Origin of the sequence: Actinomadura sp. 6K520, assembly GCF_004349245.1 — a bacterium.
In the GTDB taxonomy this organism is placed as follows: domain Bacteria; phylum Actinomycetota; class Actinomycetes; order Streptosporangiales; family Streptosporangiaceae; genus Spirillospora.
In genome coordinates, this window is sequence record NZ_SMLC01000125.1 from 1 (window position 1) to 22433 (window position 22433).

Here is a 22433-nt window from a genome sequence, read left to right on the forward strand (position 1 = left end):
CGCCAGCTCGTCCTCGACCCGGCCGCCGCCCGCCCCCGCCTCGACGTCGCCGAGACCGGTGAGGCCGCGCTGCCGATGGCGCTCGCGGCCGCCGCCGGGCAGGGCTTCGACCTGTCGGTCGAGCCGCCGCTGCGGGCCCGGCTGTTCGCGCTCGGCGGGGACACGCACGTCCTGATGCTCGTCCTGCACCACATCGCGGCGGACGGCTGGTCGATGGCGCCGCTCGCCCGCGACGTGATCGCCGCGTACGCGGCCCGGTCGCGGGGGCGGGAGCCGGAGTGGGCGCCGCTGCCCGTGCAGTACGCCGACTACACGCTCTGGCAGCGCGAGCTGTTCGGCTCCGAGGACGACCCGGACAGCCTGATCTCCCGGCAGATCGCCTACTGGCGGGACGCCCTGGCCGGGCTGCCGGAGGAGCTGCGGCTCCCCGCCGACCGGCCGCGCCCGCCGGAGGCGACGTACCGGGGCGCCACGCACGCGTTCGAGCTGGACGCCGACGTCCACGCCGGCCTGCTGGCCCTCGCCCGGGAGAGCGGCGCGAGCCTGTTCATGGTCGTGCAGGCCGCGTACGCCGCGCTGCTCACCCGGCTCGGCGCCGGGACCGACGTGCCGATCGGGTCGCCGATCGCGGGCCGCACCGACGAGGCCCTGGACGACCTCGTCGGCATGTTCGTCAACATGCTCGTCCTGCGGACCGACACCTCCGGGGACCCGTCGTTCCGCGAACTCGTCGAACGCGTGCGGGAGACCGACCTCGCCGCCTACGGGCACCAGGACCTCCCGTTCGAGCGGCTGGTCGAGGTGCTCAACCCGGCCCGCTCGATGGCGCGGCACCCGCTGTTCCAGGTCGTGCTGTCGTTCCAGAACAACCCCGAGGCCCGCCTTGAGCTGGACGGGCTGACCGGCGGCGCCGAACCGCTGGGGTCGGGGATCGCCAAGTACGACCTGTCGCTCTACCTGGCGGAGCGGCACGGCGACGACGGCGCGCCCGCCGGGATCGAGGCCGGTCTCGAATACGCCCTCGACCTCTTCGACCCCGACACCGCCCGGTCCGTCGCGGACCGCTTCGAGCGGCTCGTCCGCGAGCTGGTCGCCGACCCGGACGCGCCCATCGGCGCCGCCGAGATCCTGGACCGCGCCGAGCGCCGCACGATCCTGCGCAGGTGGGCGGGCGGCAAGGGCGGCGGCGCCGAGCGGGCGACCGTCCCGGCGCTGTTCGAGGCTCAGGCGGCGGCGCGCCCGGACGCGCCCGCGGTGACGTGCGACGGTGTGTCGTGGACGTACGGCGAGGTGAACGCGAAGGCCAACCGCCTGGCGCACCGCCTCATCGAGCGGGGAGTGGGCCCCGAGCAGTTCGTGGCGCTGTCGCTGCCGCGTTCGGCGGATCTGGTGGTGGCGATCCTCGCGGTGCTGAAGGCGGGCGCGGCGTACGTGCCGATCGACCCGGACTACCCCGAAGACCGCATCGCGTACATGGTGGAGGACGCCCGGCCGGTCCTCACCCTCGGCCCGGACGACCTGGATGCACCTGGACGCCCCGACACCAACCCCGGTGTCACCATTGACCCGGACCACCCGGCGTACGTCATCTACACCTCCGGTTCGACGGGCCGCCCCAAGGGCGTCGTGGTTCCGCACCAGAACGTGGTGCGGTTGCTCCGGTCGACCGAGCAGTGGTTCGACTTCGGCCCCGACGACGTGTGGACCCTGTTCCACTCCTACGCCTTCGACTTCTCCGTCTGGGAACTCTGGGGGCCGCTCCTCTATGGGGGACGCCTCGTCGTCGTCCCCTACGAGACCTCACGTTCGCCGCAGGACTTCCTCAAGCTGCTGGTGGACGAGCGCGTCACCGTCCTGAACCAGACTCCTTCGGCCTTCTACCAGTTGATGGCGGCCGACAGGGACGACCCAGGCTCCGATCTGGCGCTGCGCTACATCGTCTTCGGCGGCGAGGCCCTGGATCTCGGCCGTCTCGAAGACTGGTACTCGCGGCACGCCGAGGACGCGCCGACGCTGGTCAACATGTACGGGATCACCGAGACCACCGTGCACGTCTCCTACATCGCGCTCGACCGCGCGTATGCGGCGACCGCGCCCGGCAGCCTCATCGGCGTCGGCATCCCGGACCTGAAGCTGTACGTCCTGGACGACCGCCTCCAGCCCGTCCCGCCCGGTGTGGCCGGTGAGCTGTACGTGGCGGGCGCGGGCCTGGCGCGCGGCTACCTCCACCGACCGGGCCTGTCCGCCGAGCGCTTCGTCGCCGACCCGCACGGCGGGCCCGGCACCCGGATGTACCGGACCGGCGACCTCGGCCGCTGGCGCCGCGACGGGACGCTCGAATACCTGGGCCGCGCCGACCAGCAGGTGCAGCTGCGCGGCTTCCGCATCGAACTGGGCGAGATCCAGGCGGTGCTGACCAGGCACGAGGCCGTCCGGGACGCGGCCGTGCTCGTCCGCGACGACCGCCTGGTCGCCTACGTCGCCGGGACCGGCGCCGACCCGGCGGAGCTGCGCCGCTTCGCCGGGAGGTCGCTGCCCGACTACATGGTCCCGGCGGCCGTCGTCGAGCTGGACGCCCTCCCGCTGACCTCGAACGGCAAGCTCGACCGCGCGGCGCTGCCCGCCCCCGACTTCGCGGCGAAGGTGTCGTCCCGCGCGCCCCGGACGCCCGGGGAGGAGGTGCTCGCGGGCCTGTTCGCCGAGGTGCTCGGGCTGGAGCGGGTCGGGATCGACGACGGGTTCTTCGACCTCGGCGGCGACTCCATCATCGCGATCCAGCTCGTCTCCCGTGCCCGCCGCTGCGGCCTGGTCATCACCCCGCGCGAGGTGTTCCAGCACCAGACCGTCGAGGAACTGGCGGCGGCCGCGCGCCCGGCCGGCGAGGGCGCGGAGATCGAGGCCGAGGCGCCCGGCGCCGGAGTCGGCCGGATCCCGGCGACCCCGATCATGCGCTGGTTCCAGGACCTGAACGGCCCGGTCGACGGCTACAGCCAGCGGATGCTCCTCCAGGTCCCGCCGGGTGTCGGCCTCGACCGGCTGACCGCCGCGCTGCAGCGCGTCCTGGACCACCACGACATGCTCCGGCTCCGCGTGACCGGCCCCGAGTTCGAGGTCACCGAGCCCGGCACCGTCGACGCGGCGGCGCTCGTCCGCCGCGTGGACGTCACCGGCCTGGACGCGGCCGCGCTCCGCTCCGTCCTCGCCGCCGAGGCCGAGGCCGCCCGCCGCCGCCTCGACCCGGCCGCGGGGACGATGGCGCAGCTCGTCTGGTTCGACGCCGGCGAGCGCGACTCGGGCCGCCTGCTGCTCACCGTCCACCACCTCGCCGTGGACGGCGTCTCCTGGCGGATCATCCTGCCCGACCTGGTCACCGCGTGGGGCGGGGGAGACCTCGACCCCGTGCCGACCTCGTTCCGCCGCTGGGCGCAGCGCCTGGCCGCCGAGGCGTCCGACCCGGCCCGCACCGCCGAGCTGCCGCTCTGGGACGACATCCTCGCCACCCCCGACCCGGCGCTCGGCGCCCGCCCGCTCGACCCCGCGGCCGACACGTTCGGCACGGCGCGGCACCGCACGCTCGACCTGCCCGCCGACGTCACCGCGCCGCTCCTCACCGAGGTCCCCGCCGCCTTCCACGGCCGCGTCAACGACGTGCTGCTGACCGGCCTCGCCCTGGCCGTCGCCGAATGGCGCCGCGACCGGGGTATCTGCGACGAGACCGCCGTCCTCATCGACCTGGAGGGCCACGGCCGCGAGGAGATCGTCCCTGGCGTGGACCTGTCCCGCACCGCCGGCTGGTTCACCTCGATCCACCCCGTGCGGCTCGACGCCGGATGGGTGGAGCCCGCCGACGTCCGCGAGGGCGGGCAGGCCGTCGGGACCGCGCTGAAACGGGTCAAGGAGCAGCTCCGCGAGATCCCCGACAACGGCATCGGGTACGGCCTGCTGCGCTACCTCGGCCCCGCGGCGGGCGAGCGGCTCGCCGGGACGCCGCAGATCGCGTTCAACTACCTCGGCCGGTCCGCCGTGCCCGAGGCCACCGACTGGGGACCGGCCGCGCAGGCCGACGGCGACGCCCTCGGCACCGGGCAGGACGGCGCGCTCGGCCTCGTCCACGCCATCGAGGTCAACGCGCACACCCGCGACCTGCCGGACGGCCCCGAACTGTCCGCGACCTGGACCTGGGCGGGCGGCCTGTTCGACGAGGCCGCGATGGACGACCTCGCCGGGCGCTGGTTCGCGGCCCTGCGCGGCCTGGTCGCGCACGTCGCGGACGGCGCGTCCGACGGGCCCGTCGGCGGGTTCACCCCGTCCGACCTGTCGCTGGTGGACGTCAGCCAGGAGGAGATCGACGAGCTCGCCGCCGAGCTCGACGGCGAATGGGAGCTGGATTGAGCAAGTCGCAGCTTGAGGACATCCTCCCGCTGTCCCCGTTGCAGCAGGGGCTCTTCTTCCACGCGCTGTACGACTCGGAGAACGACGTCTACACCGCGCAGATCGTGTTCGACCTGCGCGGGCCCCTGGACGTGGACGCGCTGCGCGCCGCCGCCGCGACGCTGCTGCGCCGCCACGCCAACCTGCGGGCCGGGTTCCGGCAGCGCAAGGAGGGGTCGCCGGTCCAGGTCGTCCACCGCGAGGTGCGCCTGCCCTGGAACGACGCCGACCTCTCCGCCCTGCCCGAAGGCGAGCGCGGCGCCAGGGCGCGGGACCTGGCCGACGCCGAGCGGGCGCGGCCGTTCGACATGACGAAACCGCCGCTGCTGCGCTTCCTGCTCATCAAGCTGGCGGACGGCCTGCACCGCATGGTGTTCACCAACCACCACATCCTGCTGGACGGCTGGTCCACGCCCGTCCTGCAGACGGAACTGTTCGCGCTCTACCTGGCCAAGGGCGACGACACCGGGATGCCGCGCGTCGCTCCGTACAAGAACTACCTGGCCTGGCTCGCCGCGCAGGACCGGCCGGCCGCGGAGGACGCCTGGCGCCGCTCCCTCGACGGCGTCCACGAGCCCACGCTCGTGGCACCGGGCGCACCCGAACCCGGCGCCGACAGCCCCGGACGGGTCCGGATCCGCCTCACCGAAGACCTCACCGCGGCGCTCAGCGCGCGCGCCCGCGCCCAGGGGGTCACCCTCAACACGGTCCTGCAACTCGCCTGGGGCACGCTGCTCAGCCGCCTCACCGGGTCGACCGACGTGGTGTTCGGCGCCGCCGTGTCCGGCCGCCCGCCGGAACTGCCGGGCGTCGAGCAGATGATCGGCCTGTTCATCAACACGCTGCCGATCCGGGTCCGCGTCCGCCCCGCCGACACCGTCGCCGAGGCGCTGACCCGGCTCCAGGACGAGCAGGCCGCGCTCATGCCGCACCACCACCTCGGCCTGTCCGACATCCAGCGGCTCACCGGCGCCGGCACGCTCTTCGACACGATGACCGTGCTGGAGAACTACCCCTTCGACCCGGACGCCGCCGGCACCGACCTCGGCGGCCTCACCCTCCACGACGTGGACGGCTACGACGCGTCGCACTACCCCCTCACCTTCGCCGCCGTGCCCGGCCGCGGCCTGTCGCTGCGCATCGACCACCGCACCGACCTCTTCACCGAGGACGACGCGCAACGCCTGATGCGCCGCTTCGTCCGCATCCTGGAGGCCGTCGCCTACCGCCCGGACCTCCCGCTGGGCCGCATCGAGGTCCTGGACGGCGACGAGCGCGCCCGCGTCCTCCAGGAGTGGCAGGGCCCCGTCACCGGCCGCGACCCCGGCACGCTCACCGCGCGCTTCGCCGCCCGGCTCGCCGAGGCGCCGCGGGCCACCGCCGTCCGCGCGGCGGGCGAATCCATCGGCTACGCGGAACTGGACCGCCGCGCGAACCGGCTCGCGCACCGCCTGATCGGGCTCGGCGTCGGCCGCGACACGCCCGTCGCCGTCCTCCTCGAACGCTCCGCCGACACCGTCGTGGCGTCGCTGGCGATCCTCAAGGCGGGCGGGGCGTACGCGCCGATCCACCACGGCTACCCGCCGGAGCGGCTGGCCTGGGCGGTCGCCGAGGTCGCCGCGCCCGTCCTGGTCGTCAACACCCCCATGCGCGACCGCGTCGCCGCGCTCGGCACCGCCGCCCGGATCCTCGTCGTGGACGACGACCCGGAGACGGCGGCGCAGCCGGACACCGACCCCGGCGTCCCGTGCCACCCCGAGCAGCTCGCCTGCGTGCTGTTCACGTCCGGCTCCACGGGCGTCCCCAAGGGCGTCATGCTCCGCCACCGCGACGCGCTCGACCTCGCGACCGACGGGCGGCTGCGCGGCGGCGCGCACGACCGGGTCCTCGTCCACTCCCCGCACGCCTTCGACGCGTCCATCTACGAGGTGTGGACGCCGCTGCTGCACGGCGGGACGGCCGTCGTCGCGCCGCCCGGCCACCTGGACGGCCAGGCCCTCGAAACGATCATCGCCGCGGAGGAGCTGACCGGGCTGTTCCTCACCACGACCCTGTTCAACCTCGTGGCCGACGAGCGCCCGCACGCGTTCGCGCGGCTCCGCGAGGTGCTGACCGGCGGGGAGGCGGGCTCGCCGGCCGCGATCCGCAAGGTCCTCGCCGCCTGCCCGGACACCGAGGTCGGCAACGTGTACGGCCCGACCGAGGCCACCACGTACACCACGATCGCCGGGCAGCGCGCCCCGCTCGGCGACCCGTCGGAGACGTCCGCCGTCCTCGGCCGCCCCATCGACGACATGCGCGTCCACGTGCTGGACCAGGGGCTGCGTCCCGTCCCGCCCGGCGTCGCCGGCGAGGCGTACATCGCGGGCGCCGGGCTCGGCCGCGGCTACCTGCGGCGGCCCGCGCTGACCGGCGAGCGCTACGTCGCCGACCCGTTCGGCGCGCCCGGCGACCGCATGTACCGCACCGGCGACCTCGTCCGGTGGCGGGCGGACGGCACCCTCGAATACCTCGACCGCGTCGACTTCCAGGTCAAGGTCCGCGGCTTCCGGATCGAGCTCGGCGAGATCGAGGCCGCCGTCGCCGCCCACCCGGCCGTCGCGAACGTCGCCGTCGTCGCCCGCGAGGACACGCCCGGGGTCAAGACGCTCGTCGCCTACGTCATCGCCGATTCCATCGATGGCCTGCGCGAGTTCGTCGCCGCACGCGTACCCGAGTACATGGTGCCCGCCGCGTTCGTCCGGCTCGACACCTTCCCGGTCGGCCCGACCGGCAAGCTCGACCGGCGCGCGCTCCCGGTCCCCGACTACGGCGAGGCCGCCGCCGGGCGCGACCCCCGCACGCCCGAGGAGGAGCGGCTCTGCGCGGTCGTCGCCGATGTCCTCGGCCTCGACCGCGTCGGCGCCGACGTCAGCTTCTTCGACCTCGGCGGCGACAGCATCGCCGCCCTGAAGCTCGTCACCCGGGCGCGCCGGGAGGGCATCGAGCTCACCCCGCGCGACGTGTTCACCCACCAGACCGTCGAGGCGCTGACCAGGGTCGGCGAGCCCGAGGACCGCCTCGGCTTCGAGGTGCTGCTGCCCATCCGGACGTCCGGGACCCGCCCGCCGGTCTTCTTCGTCCACCCCGCCGGCGGCCTGGCGTGGGGCTACCTCCAGTTCCAGCGCCACCTCGGCCCCGACCAGCCGGTCTACGGGCTCCAGGCCCGCGCGTTCACCCGGTCGGACCTGCCGGGGTCCGTCGCGGAGATGGCCGAGGACTACCTGGCGCAGATCCGGGCCGTCCGGCCGGCCGGCCCCTACCACCTCGCGGGCTGGTCCCTCGGCGGGCTCGTCGCCTACGAGATGGCCGTGCGGCTGCAGGCCGCCGGCGAGCGCGTCGGCCTGCTCGCCCTCATCGACGCCTACCACGGCCAGGACCTCGAATCGGAACGGCGCGAGATCCTCCCCGAGCTGCTGGAGGCCATCGGCGTCGACGCCGGAATGATCGCCGCGGACGGCAACCCCGACATGGCGCAGATCATGGCGGTGCTCGCCGCCCGCGACGACGCCCTCGCGACCCTCGGCGAGGACGACCTGGTCAACGTCTACCGCAACTACGAGAACGGCCTCCGCCAGGCCGAGGAGTACCGGCCGGGCCGGTTCCGCGGCGACATCGTCTTCTTCACCGCGCTGCAGGGCCGCACCGCCGACTCGCCCACCGGACGCTCCAACTGGGGGCCGCTCGTCGAGGGCGAGATCGAGGACTACCCCCTCGACATCGACCACCACCTCCTCATGGAGCCGGGCCCGGCCGCCGAGATGGGCGCCGTCCTGGCCGCAAAACTCGACAAACTACAGAGCACGGATTGAGAGGGACCCACATGACGAACCCCTTCGAGGACCCGGACGGCACCTACCTCGTCCTCGTCAACGACGAGGGTCAGCACTCGCTGTGGCCGTCCTTCGCCGAGGTCCCCGCCGGCTGGACGGTCGCCAAGAACGAGGACACCCGGCAGGCGTGCCTGGACTACATCGACGAGATCTGGACCGACATGCGCCCCAAGAGCCTCATCGAGGCGATGGGTGAGTGACCGGGGTGAGTGACGGCGGCACGCCGGCGCTCCGCGGGGACGAGATCGAGATCCCCGGGGTCATCGAGTGGACGATGGAGATGCTGGACGCGGCGGACCTGCGTCCCGCGCCGCTGCCCGGCGTCGAGATGACGTTCACGCTGTCGAGGCTGCCGTCCCCCGAGGTCAGCCGCGCGATGTACGCCGCCGTCGGCGCCCGCGTCTGCTGGACCGACCGGTTCGGATGGTCGCACGCCGACTGGCAGGCGTGGGTGGACCGTTCCGAGCTGTCCACGTGGATCGCCATGGCCGAGGGCACCATCGCGGGCTTCTTCGAGATCGAGGCGCAGCCCGGCGGCGACACCGAGATCCACCTGGTGGGGCTCACCCACGCGTTCGTCGGCCGCGGCTACGGGGGCTACCTCGTCGAGCAGTGCACCCGCCGCGCCTGGCAGCGCGGGAAGCTGTGGGCCCTGGACGCCGGCCCCGCCACCCGCGTGTGGCTGCGCACCAGCAGCCTCGACCACCCGAACGCGATGGCCAACTACCGGCGCCGGGGTTTCGCGGTGGCCGCGCAGAGCGTCGTGGACAAGCCCGTCCCCGACCCGCGGCTCGCGCCGTGGCCGCTGCCGCACGACCCGCGCGCCCGCGCCGGTGACCGCGCCGGTGACCGCGCCGGTGACCGCGCGGCCGCCGGGGCCGGGGCCGCCCGCCGACCCAAGGAGGAGGAGTTGATCACGTGACGTGGTTCCGCTGCCCGGAGAACCGCCCCTGGGCGTCGATGCGGCTGTTCTGCCTGCCGCACGCGGGCGGGTCGGCGGTGTTCTACCGGCCCTGGGCCAAGGAGATCAGCCCGGCCGTCGAGGTCCACGCCGTCCAGTACCCCGGCCGCGCCGACCGGATCGCCGACGCGATGGTCGGCGACGCCCACCAGCTCGCCCGCCTCGTCGCCAGCGCGATGGCGCCGCTGATGGACCGCCCCGCGGCCCTGTTCGGGCACAGCATGGGCGCCGTCCTGGCCTACGAGGTGGCGCGGCTGCTGCAGGAGCGGGGCAGCGCCCCGGTGCACGTGTTCGCCTCCGGCGCCCGCCCGCCGCACGACCGCGGCGGCGACCGCGTTTCCGACAAGGACGACGACGCGGTCGTGGCGGAGATGGTGAAGCTCGGCGGCAGCGACGCGGAGGCGCTGCGGGAACCCGAACTGCGCGAGCTCGTCCTGCCGTACGTCCGCAACGACTTCAAGCTGATCGAGGACTACGCCCACCGGGCCGCGGGGCCGCGCCTGACCGTCCCGATCACCGCGATCATCGGGGACGCCGACCCGCACGTGACCCGGGAGCAGGCCGCCCGCTGGGCGGAGGTCACCGACGGGGGCTTCGCCCTGAAGGTACTGCCGGGCGGCCACTTCTACCTGACGGACCGGCAGCGGGACGTCATCGCGGAGGTCCACCGCGCCCTGGAGGTCCCCGCCGTCCCCTGAGGGGGAGCGGCCGGTGAGACGGCGGCGGGCCGCCCCCACGGGAGTCCGTGCCGGGGGCGGCCCGCCTCATCTCTGGTACCGGCCGGTGGCCGGGTCGGCGGATGCCGGTCAGTAGACGCTCAGGCCGTAGCGGTTGAGCACCTCGGTGACGGGCTGGAAGAACGTCGTCCCGCCCCAGCTGCAGTTGCCGCTGCCGCCGGAGGTCAGGCCGAGCGCGGTGGAGCCGGCGAACAGGGAGCCGCCGCTGTCGCCCGGCTCCGCGCACACCGTGGTGCGGATCATGCCGTAGACGCTGCCCTGGGAGTAGTTCACCGTCTGGTTGAGCGCGGTGACCCGGCCGCTGTGGTAGCCGGTGGTGCTGCCGCTGCGGTAGACGGTCTGCCCGACCGTCGCGTTGCCCGCGCTCGTGATGTCGCGGGTGCCGCTGCCGTAGAGGCTGACGGCGCCGCGCGTGTCGGTGGGCGTGGAGGTGTACCGCACCACGCCGTAGTCGTTGCCGGGGAAGCTGCTGGCGTACCTGGTGCCGAGCACCCGGCCGGAGCCGTCGGTCCAGGTGGCCCCGATGTTGGTGCAGTGCCCGGCGGTCACGAAGTAGTACGTGCTGCCGCTGCGGGCGTTGAAGCCCAGCGAGCAGCGGGAGCCGCCGGTGCGGATGGCCTCGCCGCCGAGGGTGAACTTCTTGAACGTCCCGGCGACGCGCTCGGTCCGGACGGCCGCGCCGTGCTTGGCCGCGGCGGCCTTCACCTTGGCGAGCGCGGCGCCCTTGACGCTGCTGTCCATCGTGAGCAGGACCTGGTTGGAGTCCGTGTCGACGGCCCAGGCGGTGCCGGGGACGGTGGCGTCGCGCTTGAGCGCCGCCATGACCTGGTTCAGTTCGGCGCCGCTGCGCGCGACGGTCTTCGGGACGGCGCCGGCGGCCCGCACGGTCTGCGCGGCGTCGGCGTCGGTCACGGTGACGACCAGCTTGCCGGACTCGATGAACGAGCCGGCGGTCTGGGCGCCGAGCTTGCTCGCCAGCGCCGACGCCACAGCGCCGTGGTCGATGGGAGCGGCGGGAGCGGCGGGGGCCGCGAACGCGGCGGGTGCGGTGGCGAGGGTGGCGGCCACCACTGCGGACGTCGCCGTGGTGACGGCGACGACGCCGACGCGCTTGGAACGGATCTTCACTTGTGCCTCCAGCGGGGGGTCAGGCGCACCCTTGTGGTGCGCCGGAGGTCCCCGACATGGTGTAAGAACCGTCAATGCGGATGTAAGACGCAGAAGGTGACCAATTCAGGACGATGTGGTTGGCATCCTGACAACAGCCCCGTGGTCAGACCGTGAAAGGCCTTCATGTTGTGGATCAAGGGCCGGCGCGTGCGTCCCGCCGGCTCAAGGTTCCCGGCGGGACGCGGTGAGCAGGGCGGACGCGGCTAGTAGACGTTGACCCCGTACGCCGAGAGCACCTCGGTCACGGGCTGGAAGAACGTGGTGCCGCCGGTGGAGCAGTTGCCGCTGCCGCCGGACGTCAGCCCGAGCGCGGCGGAGCCGGAGTACAGCGGGCCGCCGCTGTCACCCGGCTCGGCGCAGACCGTCGTCCGGATCAGGCCGCTGACGCTGCCCTCGGCGTAGTTCACCGTCTGGTTGAGCGCGGTGACCCGCCCGCTGTGGACGCCGGTGGTGCTGCCGCTGCGGATCACGGTCTGCCCGACCGTCGGGTTCGCCGCGTGCGTGATGTCGTGGAAGCCGCCGCCGGGCCCCCTGACACCGCCCCGCGTGTCCTCAGGGGTGGAGGTGTACCGGACGATGCCGAAGTCGTTGCCGGGGAAGCTGCTGCCGGCGTTGGTGCCGAGCGGGGTCCCCGAGCTGTCCGTCCAGGTCGAGCCCGCCGCCGTGCAGTGCCCCGCGGTCAGGAAGTAGTAGTCGGTTCCGTCCGTGACGTTGAAGCCCAGCGTGCAGCGGGCGCCGTTGGCGAAGATGGGGTCGCCGCCCAGCACGAACATCCGGAACTTCCCCGCGACGCGATCGGTGCGGATAGCCGTACCGTGCTTGGCGGCGGCGCTCCGCACCTTCTTCAGCGCGGCGCCCTTCACCGTGCCGTCCATGGTGAGGACGACCTGGTTGGCGGCGGGGTCGACGGCCCAGGCGGTACCCGGGACGGCGGCGTCGCGCTTGAGCGACGCCATGACCTTCCGCAGGTCGGCGCCGCTGCGCGCGACCGTCTTCGGGACGGCCCCGGCGGCGCGCACGGCCTGCGCCGCCTTGGCGTCGGTGACCGTGACCACGAGGTCGCGCGTGGCCTGGTCGAGGTAGGCGCCCGCGGTGCGGGAGCCGAGTCGGCCCGCCAGCTTCGCGGCCACCGCGCCGGTGTCCGAGGTGGCGGCGACGGGCGCGGCGGCCGTGGTGTGGGACGCGTTCGCGGCGGGAGCGGCGACGAGGGCGGTCGCCACCAGCCCGGACGCGGCCATGGTGACGGCGGCGGTGCCGCCGATGCGGGATGGACGGATTCTCACTGTGCCTCCAGGGGGGATTGGGCGCACCCGGACTGGCGCGCCGGAGGTCACCGCACATGCTGGAAGAACCCTGAATGCGACGTAAGGCAACAAAGTGACTAATCGGCCGGGTACGGATTGTCACATTGGGTGCGAGATCCGTGGTGGTCCACCCGGGGGAAGGGTGTCGACTATTGCCCACTTTGGGGTGGATTTGGCGTCCAATGGGCCTCCCCGGCGGGCCGGGCCCGACGTACAGTCGGGGCGACGGGGGCCGGACGAAAGACGCGGATCCCCCGTCCCCGGTTCCCCGCACGGGAGTGCGCATGGGTGTCGAGATCCGGGTGGAAGGGCTCAGGAAGTCGTTCGGGCGGCAGGTCATCTGGGAGGACGTGTCCTTCACCATCCCGGCGGGCGAGATCTCCGCCCTGCTCGGGCCGTCCGGGACCGGCAAGTCGGTGTTCCTCAAGAACCTCGTCGGGCTGCTGCGTCCCGACCGCGGCCACGTCTACGTGGGCGGCGCCGACGTCCCGCGGCTGCGCGAGAGCGACCTGTACGCGCTGCGCCGCCAGTTCGGGGTCCTGTTCCAGGACGGTGCCCTGTTCGGCTCCATGAACCTCTACGACAACATCGCGTTCCCGCTGCGCGAGCACACCAAGAAGGGCGAGGCCGAGATCCGGCGCATCGTGCTGGAGAAGATGGAGATGGTCGGCCTGTCCGGCTCGGAGCGGAAGCTGCCCGGCGAGATCTCCGGCGGGATGAAGAAGCGCGCCGGCCTCGCCCGCGCGCTCGTCCTCGACCCGGAGATCATCCTGGCCGACGAGCCGGACTCCGGCCTCGACCCCGTCCGCACCGCCTACCTCAACCAGCTGTTCGTGGACCTGAACACCCGGCTCGGCGCGACGTTCCTGATCGTCACGCACGACATCGGGACCGCCCGCGTCCTGCCGGACAACCTCGGCCTGCTGTTCCGCCGCGGCCTGGTGATGTTCGGGCCGCGGGAGATGGTGCTGTCCAGCACGCACCCGGCCGTGAACCAGTTCTTCAACGCCCGCCGCCAGGGGCCGATCGGGATGGCGGAGGAGAAGGACCTCGCCGAGGCCGCCGCCGAGGCGGTCCCGCAGTCGATGCCCGCGCCGATCCCGCCGCAGCTCATGCCGAGCGACGGCGGCCTGCGCCCCGCGATGCGCCGCCCCGGCGAGTGGCTGCGGGAGCACCGGGTGACCCCGCCGCCGGGGTCGTTCATCGACGACGAGGGCCGCAACTGGCTCACCGACTGGGACGCCCTGGCCGCCCGGCGGCAGCGGCGCTGACGCCCGGCGGCGGCACCGGCAGGGGCCGCGGCTGGCTACCCTCGGACATGGCGGACACGCACGAGAGCCGGGGGTAGCAGCGCCTTGGAGACCACCCTCTACGTCGCCCGGCACGGCCGGACCGAGTGGCACACGGAGCACCGGTACGCGGGCGTCAGCGACGTCGCGCTCACCGCGACCGGCCGCGAGCAGGCCGCACGGCTCGGCCGGTGGGCGGCCGGGACGGGGGCGGCCGCGGTGTGGGCCTCGCCGCTCACCCGGTGCAGGGAGACGGCGGCGCCGGCCGCGTCCGCCCTCGGGCTCCCCATCACGGTCGACGGCGACCTGACGGAGGTCGACTTCGGTGCCGCGGAGGGCCGCACCTTCGCCGAACTGCCGCCCGCCGACGTGGCCGCCTTCCTGGCGGACCCGGTCGCCGGGGCGTTCCCGGGATCGGAGGACCCCCGCAAGGCCGTCGAGCGCGGCATGGCGGCGCTGCGGCGCATCGCCGCCCGCCACCCCGGCGAGCGGGTCCTGGTCGTCACCCACAACACGCTCTTGCGGCTGACGCTGTGCGGACTGCTGGGAATCGCGCCGTCCGCGTACCGGGCGGTGTTCCCGCAGGTGCGCAACTGCGCCGTCACCGAACTGCGGATGTCGGGGGACTCCGCCGCCCTGATGTCCTACAACGTCCCGGTTCGCTGAGGAGCGACCGGCGTAGATATTGAAACACGTTCTACCTTCTGCGTAGGCTGTGCGGCACGGCTGACGGCCCCGGAGGTGACGCCGGTGATCCTGGATCGGTTCCGAATCGACGGCAAGGTAGCGGTGGTGACTGGCGCCGGGCGGGGCATCGGCGCCGCGGCCGCGGTCGCGCTCGCCCAGGCGGGCGCCGACGTGGTCATCTCCTCCCGGACGGAGGACCAGCTCCGCAAGGTCGCGTCCGAGATCGAGGCGGCGGGGCGGCGGGCGCTGGTCGTCCCGGCGGACCTCAGCGATCCGGACGCCGCGGCCGAACTGGCGGCCCGGGCCGCCGACGGTCTCGGCCGCCTCGACATCGTGGTGAACAACATGGGCGGCGCGATGCCGGCCCCCTTCATGAACACCAAGCCGCGCCATCTTGAGAACGCGTTCCAGTTCAACGTGAGTACCACGCACGCGCTGACCCGCGCGGCCGTCCCGCACCTCCTGGAGTCGGGCGCGGGCAGCGTCGTCAACATCTCCTCGGTGATCGGGCGGATCGCCGGGCGCGGGTACCTCGCCTACGGCAGCGCCAAGGCGGCCCTGGCCCACTACACCCGGCTCGCCGCGTTCGACCTGGCGCCGCGCGTCCGCGTCAACGCGATCGCCGTCGGCTCCGTCGCGACGTCCGCGCTCGACGTCGTCATGACCAGCGACGAGCTGCGCACCGAGATGGAGCGCAAGACGCCGCTCGGCCGCGTCGGCGACCCCGAGGACATCGCCGCCGCCGTCCTGTACCTCGCCTCGCCCGCCTCGGCCTACGTCACCGGCGCCCTCCTGCGGGTGGACGGCGGCATCGAGGCCCCCAACCTCGACCTCGGCCTGGAGGACCTGTGACGTACCGCGTCGTGCAATGGAGCACCGGCAACGTCGGCCGGCACGCCCTCGCGGGCATCGACGCCCGGCCCGACCTCGAACTCGCGGGCGTGTGGGTGTCCAACCCGGCGAAGGTCGGCAGGGACGCCGGGGAACTCGCCGGTCTCGGCCGCGACCTGGGCGTCACCGCGACCGGCGACGAGGACGCGCTGCTCGCGCTGCGGCCCGACTGCGTCGTCTACACCTCGATGGCCGACGTGCGGCTGACGGAGGCGATCGACGACCTGTGCCGCATCCTGCGGGCCGGGGTCAACGTCGTCTCCAGCAGCCCGGTGTTCCTGCAGTTCCCGGACGGCGTCGTCCCGCCCGAGATGTCGGACCCGGTGCGCGCGGCCGCCGCCGCGGGCGGGGCATCGATCTTCGTCAACGGCATCGACCCGGGGTTCGCCAACGACGTGCTCCCGCTCGCCGTCACCGGCATCAGCGAGCGCATCGACCAGGTCCGCTGCATGGAGATCCTCAACTACGCCACCTACGACCAGGGCACGGTCCTGTTCGACATCATGGGCTTCGGCGGGTCCCTGGACGAGACGCCCATGCTGCTGCAGCCCGGCGTCCTGACGATGGCGTGGGGCAGCGTCGTCCGGCAGATCGCCGCCGGGCTCGGCGTGGAGCTGGACGAGGTCGCCGAGTGGCACACCCGGCTGCCCGCCCCCGAGACCTTCGCCGTCTCCGCCGGGACGATCGCGAAGGGCACGGCGGCGGCGCTGCGGTTCGAGGTCCGCGGGATGCGCGGCGGCGAGGCCGTCGTCGTCCTGGAGCACGTCACGCGGCTCCGCGACGACCTCGCCCCCGACTGGCCGCAGCCCGCCGGCGCCGGCTGCTACCGGGTCGAGGTCCGCGGCGAGCCGAACTACACCGTGGACCTGCGGCTCCTCGGCACCGACGGCGACCACAACACCGCCGGGCTGAAGGCGACCGCGATGCGCCTGGTCAACGCCGTGCCCGCCGTCGTCCAGGCGCCCCCCGGCCTGCTCACCGCCCTCGACCTCCCGCTGATCCCCGGGCGCGGCCTGCTCTGAGGGCCCGGCCCTGGAGCTCGACCGCGTCGAGGAGCGGGACCAGCTTCTCCTCCTCGTGATCGAGGTGCGCGAGGACCGCCGTGGTGAGCCGGTCGACCCCGGCGAGCAGTGACGCGGGATCTCCGGCGTCGAGGACGCGGCGCAGCTCGTCCAGGAGCCCCTGCATCACCTTGTGCTACTTCGGCCCGGCGTGCGGGCCGCCCTCGGCGGGGACGAGGGCGACGACGGGCAGCACGCGTCCCGACCTGGTCTCGTACTCCGCCCACCCCGGGTCCGACCCGGCCGCGCGGGCGAAGGCGCCGTCGCGCTCGCCGCCCTCAAGGACGACGGCGTCCGCCTCGTAGGTGAACGCGCCGGACTCGACCGTGACGCGCGGGTTCGCCACCACGTTGTGGAACCACGCCGGGTGCTTCGGCGACCCGCCGGCCGACGCGATGACCAGGACCCGGTCGCCGTCCGGCAGGTACCCGAGCGGCGTCGTGTGCGGGCGGCCGGACCGCGCGCCGGTCGTGGTCAGCAGGAGCAGCCGCCCGTTCTCGAACATGCCGCCCACGCGGCCGCCGTTCGCACGGAACTCCTCGATGACCTGTGCATTGAAATCCATATGTCTCCTGAAAGTTTTCTGGCATGACGAATGAGCCACGGAGACGGCAGCCGCCCGTGGCTGCAGGAATGGCGTGGCAGGGCATGCCGGTGGGGCGGGGCATGCCCGATGACATCGCGCGATGCGCGCGAGAAAGAGGAAAGAAGAAGATGGGACGAGAAGGGGAATGGGCGGGCCTCGCGCCCGCTCCGGCCTCACTCGGAGGCCGGGAACCTCACTCGCTCGTGGCCCATGGCCGACCCGGCAGTCACGAATTCGACGTTATCGCCACCGCCGATGCAACGCAAGATCAGATTTCTGCGCGGTGCGCGACGGCGGCGGCCTGGGTGCGGCTCGTCACGTTCAGCTTGGCGAGGATGTTGGAGACGTGGACGCTGGCGGTCTTGGGGGAGATGAACAGCGCCGCGGCGATCTCCCGGTTGTTGCGGCCCTCCGCGACCAGCTTCAGCACCTCCCGCTCCCGCCTGGTGAGCGCGCCCAGCGGGCCGGCCGCGGGCGCGGGACGCGCGGAGCCGAGCCGGGCGCGGGCGCCGAGGTCGCGCAGCGCGGCCAGCAGCGGCGCGGCCCCGAGCCGCTCGGCGGTGCGGACGGCGGACCGCCACTGCCCGGCGGCGCCGTCCCGGTCGCCGTGCTCGGCGAGGGCCTCGGCGAGCCGCCACCGCGACCGCGCCACCTCGTAGACGAACCCGCCGTCCGGCTCGCCGTAGGTGAACAGGTCGGCGGCCTTCCGCCACAGGTCCACGTCGTGGACGCCGTCCACCCGGCGCCGCTCCGCCTCCGCGCGGGCCAGCCACGCGTGCGCTTCGAGGCCCATCCAGGCGCGCCGGCGCCCGTTGGTCGTGTACGCGACGGCCTGCCGGACCCGGGCGAGCAGGTCGTCCGCGGTCTCGGCCGCCTTCCGCGCGGCGGCGTCGTCGCCGGCGGCGCGGGCGCGCGCCGCGATCTCGGCCTGCGCCCACAGCCCCGTCGCCGCGGGCCGGATGACACCGACCGAGGTGCCGTAGATGGTGTCGAGGATCTTGCCGATGTGCCCGGTGGCCGTCTCGGGATCGCCGCGCCACAGCGAGTGCTCGGCGGCGAGGCCCCGCGCGAGGTAGTTGAGGAACAGGTCCTCGTCCAGCAGCGGGGTGATCCAGCGCAGCCGCTCGTCCGCGCCGGGACCGCCCTGCGCCACCTCGACGAAGAGCGCGTACGCGGAGATCTGCGCCTCCAGCGGCCGGACGACCTGCACCGCGAAGTCCGCGGCGAGCCGGTTCGCCTCCGCCCAGTTCCCCGCCGTGTAGTGGATCAGGTACCGCAGGGACCGCAGGACGACCCCGAAGGTGCTCCAGCCGAGGCCGTTCTCCAGGGCGTACTTCACGCCCTCCTCGGCGGCGTGCGCGGCGCCCGCGAGGTCGCCGCGGTCGAACTTGGTGCGCGCGTAGTGGAACGCGGCACGGCCCGCCACCAGCGGGTTCCCGCCGTCCGCGGCGGACAGGTCGCGGGCCCGCGCGAACACCTCCGCGACGTCCGGGTCGGCCTCGCCCGCCTCCCGGAAGATGCCGAGCGTCACCAGCAGGCTCGCCTCGGCGCCGGTGGCCCCGGCGGCGCGGGCGGCCGCGACGGCCCGTTCTGCCACGCCGGGCATCTCGCCGTCGTCGTCCCGGTAGAGCAGTATCCGCGCGTAGGTGGCGAGGGCCTCGGCGCGCTCGACCGTCGGCGGGTCGGCGGGCAGCATCGCGACCGCTTCCCGTGCCATGGCCACGGACGGGCCGTAGTCGTCGAGCTCCCCGAGGTAGGTGGCGAGCTGCTCGCGGATGCGGGAGCCGAGCGGCGCGTCCGTGGGGTCGGCGGCCTCCAGCAGCCGGCGCAGCCGGTGGACGGCGCGCCGCAGGTCACCGGCCTCCGCCGCCGCCTGCGCGGCGGCCAGCGCCAGCCGCACCCGGTCGGTCCCGGCGGCGGCTTCGGGACCGGGGACCGCCTCCCACAGCTCCAGCGCCCGCTCGTAGTGCTCGAACGCCTCGGCGGGCGCGCCGAGGCGCCCGGCGTCCCGCGCGGCGCGGACCGACGCGGCGAACGCGGCGGGCAGGTCGTGGGCGGCGAGGCTGTGGTGGGCCAGTTCCGCCGCGGGTCCGCGCGTCCCGTCCGGCGGGTCGGCGAGCCGCGCGAAGGCGGCGTGCAGCCGGGTCCGCTCGCCCGGGAGCAGGTCGGCGTAGACGGCCTCGCGCAGCAGCGCGTGCCGGAACGTGTACCCGTCCCCGGACGGGACGAGCAGCTGGTGCGAGACGACCTCCCGCAGCGCCTCGCCCGCCGCGGTCTCGTCCAGCCCCGACACGCGCCGGACGAGTTCGTCGTCGATGCGGCGCCCGGCCACCGCGGCGGCCCGCACGACCCGCCGCCCGGTATCCGACAGCCGGTCCACCCGCGACAGCAGCAGGTCGGCCAGCCCGGACGGCAGCCCCGCGGACTCCGCGCCGGGAGAGCCGAGCCCGGCGGAGTACAGCTCGGCGGCGTAGAAGGGATTGCCCTCCGACCGGCGGTGCACCCGCGCGACGACCTCCCCGGTCACCGGCGCGGCCGCCGGCGCGGCACCGCGCGACAGCTCCGCGAGGTATTCGGCGGTCTCGCCCGGCCCGAACGCGGGCACCTGGACGCCGGTCACGTTCGGCAGCCGCAGCAGCTCCGCCACCACCGGCCGCAGCGGGTGGCGCCGGTGCAGGTCGTCCGACCGGTAGGTGCCGACGAGGCACACCCGCTCGCGCTGGAGGACGCGGCCGAGGAACGTCAGCAGATGCCGGGTCGACCGGTCGGCCCAGTGCAGGTCCTCCAGCACGAGGAGGACGGGCCGCTCCGCCCCGAGCTCGCCGAGGAGCCCGAGCACGGCCCCGAAGAGCCGCTGCTGGCCCAGCTCGGACGCCGCCTCCGGGTCCCCGCCGCCGTCGGGCAGCAGCCGCCCGAGGACGGGACGGGCGGCGACCGCGGCGCGGACCTCCTCCGCCTCGGGGCCGCCGTCGTGCGCGGCGGCCCACAGCGCGTCGGTGAGCGGAAGGTAGGGCATGCTCTCGCCCAGCTCGGCGCACTGCCCGACGAGGACGGCGCAGCCCCTGTCCCGGGCGGTGCGGGTGAGCGCGGACACCAGGTGCGTCTTGCCGACCCCGGCGTCGCCGCTGACGAGCACGAGGCCGGCGCCGCCACCGGCGGCCCGCTCCAGCGCGGCGGTCAGCTCCGCGAACTCGGCTGTCCTGCCGATCAGCATCGGGCCGTCCCCTCCGGTCATCCGGCCCAGTATCCCACCGGCGGGACATGAGCGGGCCCCGGATCCGGCGGGGGATCCGGGGCCCGTGCGGGCGCCGAGTGGAGCTCGTTCGTTGAATGGTGGTGGGTGGGGGCTGGAGGCCGGGCGCCGAGTGGAGGACGGTCAGCCGACCAGGGCGGGGGTCCTGTCGGTCTCACGCGCCGCCACGTCCTCGGTGACCGGCTCGGTGACCGGCTCGGGCTCGGGCGCGGGCAGCACCTTCTGGTAGGCGCGGAGCGTCTCGGCGGCGATCCGCTCCAGCGAGTAGCGGGAGCGGGCGCGGTCGGCGGCGGCGATGGAGTAGCCGTGCAGCGTGGTCTCCTCCGACAGCAGCCGCCGGATCGCGCGGCCGATCACGACCGGCCGCCCCGCGGGGACGTGCAGGCCGGTGATCCGGTCGAGGACCTCGTCGGCGCTCGCGCCCACCGGGGCGGTCACGACGGGGACGCCGCAGGCCATGGCCTCCAGCGGGGTCGAGGGGCAGGGCTGGTGGGGGGTGAGGCAGAGGGCGAGGCTCGCGGTCCGCAGCAGCTTCGGCAGCGACTTGCGGGGCATCCTGCCGAGGAAGATCACGCGGTCGGCGACGTGCAGCTCCTTGGCCAGCAGCGTCAGCCGGTGCACGACGGGGTCGTGGTCCAGGTCCTCGCGGGCGGGGCCGCCGGCGATGGCCAGCTCGGCGTGCGGGACGTGCACCATGGCCTGCAGGGCGGTCGCGACGTCGCCGGCCTCCAGGTCGTCGCAGACCATCACCAGGCGGCGCCGGTCGCCGCGCGGCATCGAGGGGCCGACCTGCGAGAACAGGTCTCCGTCCACGCCGTAGGGGACGACGGAGACGGCCGGGCGGGGGATGCCCATCCGCACCAGCGCGGTGGCCTCCTCGGCGTGCCCGGCGATCACCAGGTCCGCGCCGCGGGCGATGGCCTTCTCCAGGCGGTCGCGGTGCGGGTGCACCGGGGTTCCGGCGCGGCGCTCGGCGGCGGCGACGCCGTGGTAGCTCTGCGCGAACGGGATGTCCAGCTCGCGGGCGACGGCGCAGGCGGCGAGGCCGCCGATCCAGCCGTGCGCGTGCACGATGTCCGGCCGTCCCGCGCCCGACCAGCGGCGGCGCAGTTCGTCGGCGAAGTCACGGACGTGCTTGAGCAGCTCGTCGTCCGGGAGCGGGCGGGCCGGCCCGGCGTCCAGGTTGACGAGGGCGGCGCCCTGCGCGAGCCGGATCCGGCCGCGGGCGGCGCGGTCCTGCCGCCGCGTGTAGACCGTGACCTGGTTCGGCTCGCCGTCGGCGGTCAGCGGGCGGGTGAGCGAACGGGCGAGGTCCCGAACATGGATTGACTGCAGGTGTTCGCCGTCAAGGTCGGAGGCGGACACGAGCGCGATGTGAAGCTGGCGGTGCATACGGATCCTCCGGGACATCACAGGGGAAGCTCGGAGGTATCTGCGTCGTAGACACCTGCTCGCAATGTTCTATAACCGTCCGCACTCCGCGTCAAACGTCGCGAATCGGCTCCCCGTGCCGCCCGGAGCCCGCGAGACCGCCCGTCACCTGCTGGAATACCGGACGAGACGGACGACGAACCGCTCTGTGCACGTGGCCTGCGGATCGAACCTCTCCGGGGGGAGGTCCTGACCATGCTCGGCGGCGGCCTGCGCGAGGCTCACGGCTGGCCCGGCGGGGCGGTATGGCCGGGGGCGGTAGATTCGTCCCATGAACGTCGGTGACGTCGTTGACGACTTCGAGCTGCCCGACGAGACGGGCGAGCCGCGCACGCTGACCGGGCTCCTGGAGAAGGGCCCGGTGGTCCTGTTCTTCTACCCGGCCGCGTTGACCCCCGGCTGCACCGCCGAGGCATGCCACTTCCGCGACGTGGCGGCCGAACTCGCCAAGGTCGGCGCCCACCCGGTCGGCGTCAGCGCCGACCCCGTCGCCAAGCAGAAGGAGTTCGCCGACCGGAACACCCTCGGCTACCCCCTGCTGTCCGACCCGGACGGCCACGTCCGCGACCGCTTCGGCGTCAAGCGCGGCATCGCCCTCCTGCCCACCAGGCGCCAGACCTTCGTCATCGACACCGACCGCCGCGTCCTGGCGGTCGTCAAGAGCGAGATCCGCATGAACACCCACGCCGACAAGGCCCTGGAGGCCCTGAAGGCTCGTTGAGCCTACGGGCGGACGACGGGGAGGTTGATCGTCGAGGGG

General features: G+C 74.2%; 16 protein-coding genes. 10 read left to right on the forward strand and 6 right to left on the reverse strand.

The genetic code is table 11. From position 1 onward, the window contains the following. The 5 genes from E1289_RS26710 to E1289_RS26730 all read left to right on the forward strand — a co-directional run. Nucleotides 1-4392 (forward strand): non-ribosomal peptide synthetase (locus E1289_RS26710; protein WP_131984893.1); only part of this gene is annotated, 4392 nt, incomplete at its 5' end. After that, nucleotides 4389-8282: an amino acid adenylation domain-containing protein gene (locus E1289_RS26715; RefSeq protein ID WP_243713166.1), complete on the forward strand. Its 3894-nt coding sequence runs from the start codon at nucleotides 4389-4391 to the stop codon at nucleotides 8280-8282. The genes E1289_RS26710 and E1289_RS26715, both read left to right, overlap by 4 nt. Before the next feature lie 11 nt (nucleotides 8283-8293). After that, entirely contained in the window at nucleotides 8294-8503 is a 210-nt protein-coding gene (locus E1289_RS26720) for an MbtH family protein (protein ID WP_131984897.1), read from the forward strand. Continuing rightward, the gene (locus E1289_RS26725; RefSeq protein ID WP_243713167.1) at nucleotides 8500-9225 is read left to right on the forward strand and encodes a GNAT family N-acetyltransferase; all 726 of its coding nucleotides are present in this window, start codon (nucleotides 8500-8502) and stop codon (nucleotides 9223-9225) included. The genes E1289_RS26720 and E1289_RS26725 overlap by 4 nt, the downstream gene beginning before the upstream one ends. Continuing rightward, a complete protein-coding gene (locus tag E1289_RS26730) occupies nucleotides 9222-9962 on the forward strand; it encodes an alpha/beta fold hydrolase (RefSeq protein WP_131984899.1) in 741 nt (246 codons plus the stop codon). Before E1289_RS26725 ends, E1289_RS26730 begins: the two co-directional genes overlap by 4 nt. Before the next feature lie 108 nt (nucleotides 9963-10070). Here E1289_RS26730 and E1289_RS26735 read toward each other — a convergent pair whose 3' ends face one another. Beyond that, nucleotides 10071-11129, reverse strand: a complete 1059-nt coding sequence (locus E1289_RS26735; RefSeq protein ID WP_131984901.1) for a S1 family peptidase — start codon at nucleotides 11127-11129, stop codon at nucleotides 10071-10073. A gap of 245 nt (nucleotides 11130-11374) precedes the next feature. Beyond that, a complete protein-coding gene (locus tag E1289_RS26740) occupies nucleotides 11375-12454 on the reverse strand; it encodes a S1 family peptidase (RefSeq protein WP_243713168.1) in 1080 nt (359 codons plus the stop codon). A 305-nt stretch (nucleotides 12455-12759) separates the two neighbouring features. Between E1289_RS26740 and E1289_RS26745 the strand changes: the two genes are divergently transcribed. The 4 genes from E1289_RS26745 (at nucleotide 12760) to E1289_RS26760 (ending at nucleotide 16364) form a co-directional block, all read left to right on the forward strand. Continuing rightward, the gene (locus E1289_RS26745) at nucleotides 12760-13746 is read left to right on the forward strand and encodes an ABC transporter ATP-binding protein (RefSeq protein ID WP_131984903.1); all 987 of its coding nucleotides are present in this window, start codon (nucleotides 12760-12762) and stop codon (nucleotides 13744-13746) included. 84 nt (nucleotides 13747-13830) lie between these two features. Next, nucleotides 13831-14430 (forward strand): histidine phosphatase family protein, encoded by a 600-nt coding sequence (locus E1289_RS26750; RefSeq protein ID WP_131984905.1) that lies wholly within the window; start codon nucleotides 13831-13833, stop codon nucleotides 14428-14430. Nucleotides 14431-14514: 84 nt separating this feature from the next. Further along, nucleotides 14515-15303, forward strand: a complete 789-nt coding sequence (locus E1289_RS26755; RefSeq protein ID WP_131984907.1) for an SDR family oxidoreductase — start codon at nucleotides 14515-14517, stop codon at nucleotides 15301-15303. Continuing rightward, a complete protein-coding gene (locus tag E1289_RS26760) occupies nucleotides 15300-16364 on the forward strand; it encodes a diacylglycerol kinase (RefSeq protein ID WP_131984909.1) in 1065 nt (354 codons plus the stop codon). Before E1289_RS26755 ends, E1289_RS26760 begins: the two co-directional genes overlap by 4 nt. Here E1289_RS26760 and E1289_RS39145 read toward each other — a convergent pair. The 4 genes from E1289_RS39145 to E1289_RS26775 all read right to left on the reverse strand — a co-directional run bounded on the left by E1289_RS39145 (nucleotide 16318) and on the right by E1289_RS26775 (nucleotide 21634). Then, complete coding sequence (locus tag E1289_RS39145; RefSeq protein ID WP_207929162.1) at nucleotides 16318-16533, reverse strand: hypothetical protein; 216 nt, start codon at nucleotides 16531-16533, stop codon at nucleotides 16318-16320. The two genes, E1289_RS26760 and E1289_RS39145, sit on opposite strands and share 47 nt — an antisense overlap. Before the next feature lie 6 nt (nucleotides 16534-16539). Beyond that, entirely contained in the window at nucleotides 16540-16968 is a 429-nt protein-coding gene (locus E1289_RS26765) for a nitroreductase family deazaflavin-dependent oxidoreductase (protein WP_207929163.1), read from the reverse strand. A 289-nt stretch (nucleotides 16969-17257) separates the two neighbouring features. Then, nucleotides 17258-20224, reverse strand: a complete 2967-nt coding sequence (locus E1289_RS40210) for a LuxR family transcriptional regulator (protein WP_279487811.1) — start codon at nucleotides 20222-20224, stop codon at nucleotides 17258-17260. Nucleotides 20225-20365: 141 nt separating this feature from the next. Continuing rightward, nucleotides 20366-21634 carry a glycosyltransferase gene (locus E1289_RS26775; RefSeq protein ID WP_131984911.1) on the reverse strand — a complete coding sequence of 423 codons (1269 nt, stop codon included), beginning with the start codon at nucleotides 21632-21634 and terminating at the stop codon, nucleotides 20366-20368. A 310-nt stretch (nucleotides 21635-21944) separates the two neighbouring features. On the opposite strand from E1289_RS26775, the gene E1289_RS26780 reads away from it, so the two are divergent. Further along, nucleotides 21945-22394 (forward strand): peroxiredoxin, encoded by a 450-nt coding sequence (locus E1289_RS26780; RefSeq protein WP_131984913.1) that lies wholly within the window; start codon nucleotides 21945-21947, stop codon nucleotides 22392-22394. The last annotated feature ends 39 nt before the right edge of the window (nucleotides 22395-22433 follow it).

Coding starts and splice junctions, on each gene's coding strand:
- E1289_RS26720 (WP_131984897.1), top strand. CDS start 8,294: ATGACGAACCCCTTCGAGGACCCGGACGGCACCTACCTCGTCCTCGTC.
- E1289_RS26745 (WP_131984903.1), top strand. CDS start 12,760: ATGGGTGTCGAGATCCGGGTGGAAGGGCTCAGGAAGTCGTTCGGGCGG.
- E1289_RS26765 (WP_207929163.1), bottom strand. CDS start 16,968: ATGGATTTCAATGCACAGGTCATCGAGGAGTTCCGTGCGAACGGCGGC.
- E1289_RS40210 (WP_279487811.1), bottom strand. CDS start 20,224: ATGACCGGAGGGGACGGCCCGATGCTGATCGGCAGGACAGCCGAGTTC.
- E1289_RS26775 (WP_131984911.1), bottom strand. CDS start 21,634: ATGCACCGCCAGCTTCACATCGCGCTCGTGTCCGCCTCCGACCTTGAC.
- E1289_RS26780 (WP_131984913.1), top strand. CDS start 21,945: ATGAACGTCGGTGACGTCGTTGACGACTTCGAGCTGCCCGACGAGACG.